The organism is Streptomyces sp. H27-H1, from assembly GCF_026627445.1.
Taxonomy (GTDB): domain Bacteria; phylum Actinomycetota; class Actinomycetes; order Streptomycetales; family Streptomycetaceae; genus Streptomyces.
On the sequence record NZ_JAPNLJ010000124.1, the window covers coordinates 1 to 3267 of the forward strand.

4 protein-coding genes and 2 pseudogenes are annotated in these 3267 nt (G+C 69.1%); 1 reads left to right on the plus strand and 5 read right to left on the minus strand.

The window, feature by feature from the left end; genetic code table 11:
• Positions 1 to 270: 270 nt before the first annotated feature.
• From OTB20_RS41965 to OTB20_RS42665, 5 genes and pseudogenes are all read right to left on the minus strand, one after another.
• Positions 271 to 459, minus strand: a complete 189-nt coding sequence (locus OTB20_RS41965; protein ID WP_267825153.1) for a hypothetical protein — start codon at positions 457 to 459, stop codon at positions 271 to 273.
• 172 nt (positions 460 to 631) lie between these two features.
• Positions 632 to 1039, minus strand: coding sequence for a hypothetical protein (locus OTB20_RS41970; protein WP_267825154.1), 408 nt, complete (start codon positions 1037 to 1039; stop codon positions 632 to 634).
• A 144-nt stretch (positions 1040 to 1183) separates the two neighbouring features.
• The gene (locus tag OTB20_RS43105) at positions 1184 to 1411 is read right to left on the minus strand and encodes a helix-turn-helix domain-containing protein (protein ID WP_420716622.1); all 228 of its coding nucleotides are present in this window, start codon (positions 1409 to 1411) and stop codon (positions 1184 to 1186) included.
• Positions 1375 to 1974, minus strand: a complete 600-nt coding sequence (locus tag OTB20_RS41975) for an ISAs1 family transposase (protein ID WP_267825155.1) — start codon at positions 1972 to 1974, stop codon at positions 1375 to 1377. The genes OTB20_RS43105 and OTB20_RS41975 overlap by 37 nt, the downstream gene beginning before the upstream one ends.
• Positions 1907 to 2194, minus strand: a pseudogene (locus OTB20_RS42665) (transposase family protein); the annotation flags it as partial. The gene OTB20_RS41975 and the pseudogene OTB20_RS42665, both read right to left, overlap by 68 nt.
• A 142-nt stretch (positions 2195 to 2336) precedes the next feature.
• Here OTB20_RS42665 and OTB20_RS41985 point away from each other — a divergent pair.
• A pseudogene (locus OTB20_RS41985) lies at positions 2337 to 3131 on the plus strand (IS630 family transposase); the annotation flags it as partial.
• Positions 3132 to 3267 lie beyond the last annotated feature (136 nt).

Here is a 3267-nt window from a genome sequence, read left to right on the forward strand (position 1 = left end):
GCGCTCGAGGACTGGATCAAGGTCTGGAACGACGAGGCCAGGCCCTTCAAGTGGACCAAGACCGCTGACCAGATCCTCGACCGGATCTGCCGCTACTGCGACAGGATCTCAAAACCAGATCACTAGCAGGCAGAGCCCGCAGGCAGGTGGCGGGACTGATCGCAATCGACCAGTGGCTCATCGACACCGGCATGGAGCAGACATGCGTGGGCGAAGTCGCACTCATGTTCGGCCGGGGGCCAGGCGCGAGCCCACGGCCGTGGAATGGGCTCAGTGGGCCGGGACCACCCCGCACGAGATCCTCACCGGGATCAGCGCCCGCGCACCGCGCCGCTCGCGCAGCAGCAGCCGGACCCGCCGGGCGGCGGCGACAACGGAGAGCGGGTGGTGGGCCAGTTCGGCGGGCCTGGCGGCGAGTACGACATCTCCCGCGCCTCGGCCGCAGGGATCCTCAGCCACCTAGCGGGCGCGTTACACGGTGCAGCCGGCCGGATCATCGCAGACCACGTCCTGATTTCACTTGATCGCGCAATGTGGTGGATCACAACACCGTTGCGTTTACGGGCTGTCCCGCGATTGATCACGGGACGTGCTGGGCTGGGGGGTGGCTGGTAGGTGATTCAGCAGGCGGTCACGTGGACAGACACGAGGTCGGTGCTCGGCTTGTGCCGGGTGGGCCGCCGGGCGGCGCGGTCGGAGACGAGGCCGGCGGTGGCCTGGTGGGGTTTCGCCGTACGGTCTCGCGGCGGCCGGTGTATCGCTGGAGCGGACGCCACTGGCGGACTTCGGCGTGGGCGTGCTCGGCGCAGATCTGGCGGGAGAACTGACGGCGTTTGTGCTCGCGCCAGCCGTGGTACTCGGTGAGCGGCCCGTCGGCCGGGTTCGTCACGCTCTTCGGCTTCCTCGGCGGGGCCGGGACCTGGCGGGGAATCTCGTTCGCCAGGCCCCGGTATCCGTCGTCGACCTCGGCTTTCACTCCGCGGTGCTCGTGGAACTGCCCGGCGATGCCCTCCGTGCGCAGGGCGGTCTGGTCGTGCATGCCGCCGGGCAGCTCGGGTCCTGGACCATAGGGTGCCCTGGTGGTCGCTGATCATGGTCGTCTTGATGGGGTTCTGCCTGCGCTTGCCGGAGACGAAGGCCCGCCGGCCCGGCCTGCCTGCTTGCGGGCGGCGGACCTGGGTCTCTATCCCGTCGATCCGCGACGTGACGTCCTCCGCTTCGGCGTAGGCGACACGTCGGCCAGGACACACAGGCACACCCCGGGCCGGTCGGGGACGGCGAACCCGCGATCGGCGTGCAGCGGGCGGATCTCGGCGATCGCCCTGCCGATGGTGGAGGAGCCCACCTCATAGATCACCCCGAGCGCCTGGTACGTCAGGCCGGTCCGCAGATGCACGAGCGTGGCCAGCACCTGGTCGCTGAAGACGAGTGCGAACTTCGGCCCGGCTCCTGCCCGACGCTTGCGGGCGTCCTCGCGTCGCTCATGGCGCCCGGATCAACTTCGCTCTTCCCAGCGCGGCGCCGCAGCTGGTGATGCAGGCGGGGCTGGTTGGCCTTGACCACCAGCAGGTAGTGCGCCTGCTTCCCCTCCACCAGGAAACGGGCGTGCTCGCGTCGCTGGGTGTGCAGCGCGTCGGCGGTTACCGTCACGCCGGCCAGATCGAATGGTTCCAGCAGAGCGGCGAAGCAGGTGATCTCGTTCGTTTTGTCCGGCACCCGCAGCTGGGTGACGGTCAGTCCGGTGCCGGTCATTGCGGCCAGCACGTGCGCGGCCGCTGTGGTGCAGGTGCCCGAGCCGCGGGCACTCTTGCCGTCGACGGCCAGGGACTCGCCCCCGGCCGGACCGGCGCCGAGCAGGTCCGCGAGCCCGCCGGGACAGACGGCATTGAGGACCCCGGCGGATGGTCGCCGCGCTCGGCGCGAGGCGGACGCTGAACACGGTCTCGGTCCGGGCGCCGAGACGGGCCAGGCCATCTTCCGGCGCCGCCCTGGCCCACTGGCCGATCGCCGCGAACGAGCGTGCTCCGGTCAGCACGGCCGAGCAGGCGATCAGCAGCACACTCACGACCGGGTGACGCTTCCCCCGCCGATGGCGCGGGTCGCCAGCGTGGCCAGTCGCTCCGGCAGATACACGAGCCCGCGGTGCTGACGCGAAGGCGACTTGATCAGACAGATACTGGCAGACTGACGGCACATCGAAGCTCCCGTTGGCACAGGCGACTTGGCAAGGTCACCCGCATCAACGGGAGCTTCGTTGCGTTCGTGCCTGAACTTGATCGGGTGATGTCGGGCTGTTCGTCAGACAGCGTGAAGCGGGCCTCCGTAGTCCTTGTTCGGTGAGATATGCGCAGGGCGGCGGCTTGACCGACGTCGACAGAGCCGCGCGGGAGCGGGTCCCGCGCCAGGGCGTGACTCGCTTCGAGGCTGGCGGGAAGAACTGGGAGATCGCTGCCACGCTGCGGGTCTCGGAGCGGTCGGTGGAACGTTGGCGACGTCAGTGGCGCGAGGGCGGCCACGCTGGAGTCGCCTCGAAGGGGTCACCTGGTCGACCCCGACTATCTGACGCGCAGATGGCCAGGCTGGAGCGGGAGTTGGAGCGCGGTCCGCTGACACACGGGTGGGCCGATCAGCGGTGGACGCTGGCCCGGGTGAAGACGATGATCGGCCGGTTGTTTCACGTCTCGTACACCGTGGAGGGCACGTGGCGACTGCTGCGGCGCTATGGCTGGTCCTGGCAGCAGCCGTCGCGGCGTGCGATCGAGCGTGACGACGACGCGGTGGAGTTGTGGAAGCGGGAGGTGTGGCCGCGGGTAAGAGCATCGCGGTTGCGAACGGAGCCTGGGTGGTCTTCGAGGACGAGGCTGGCCAGTCGATGACGCCGCCGCGTGCCAGGACCTGGGGCCGCAGGGGCAGCACTCCGGTCGTCCGCGTGCGCGGGCGGGGATCGGGCCGAGTCTCCATGGCAGGGATGACCTGCTACAAGCTGGGTGAGCGGTCTCGAATGTTCTACGCGGTCCGCGAGTACCGGGGCCGCAAGGATGAACCGAAGGGCTTCGGCTGGAAGGACTACCGCGACCTGGCCATCCGCGCCCACACAGCTCGGCGGCCCGATCGTGCTGGTGTGGGACAACGGTCATACGCTCGGGGCCTGACCCTTGCTCGTGGACACCCTGATCATTGGATCGTGAAGATCCGAGGAACAGGAGTTCCCGTTGGGGACGTCGAAGTACAGCCTTGAGTTCCGGGCCGATGCCGTCGCGCTGTACC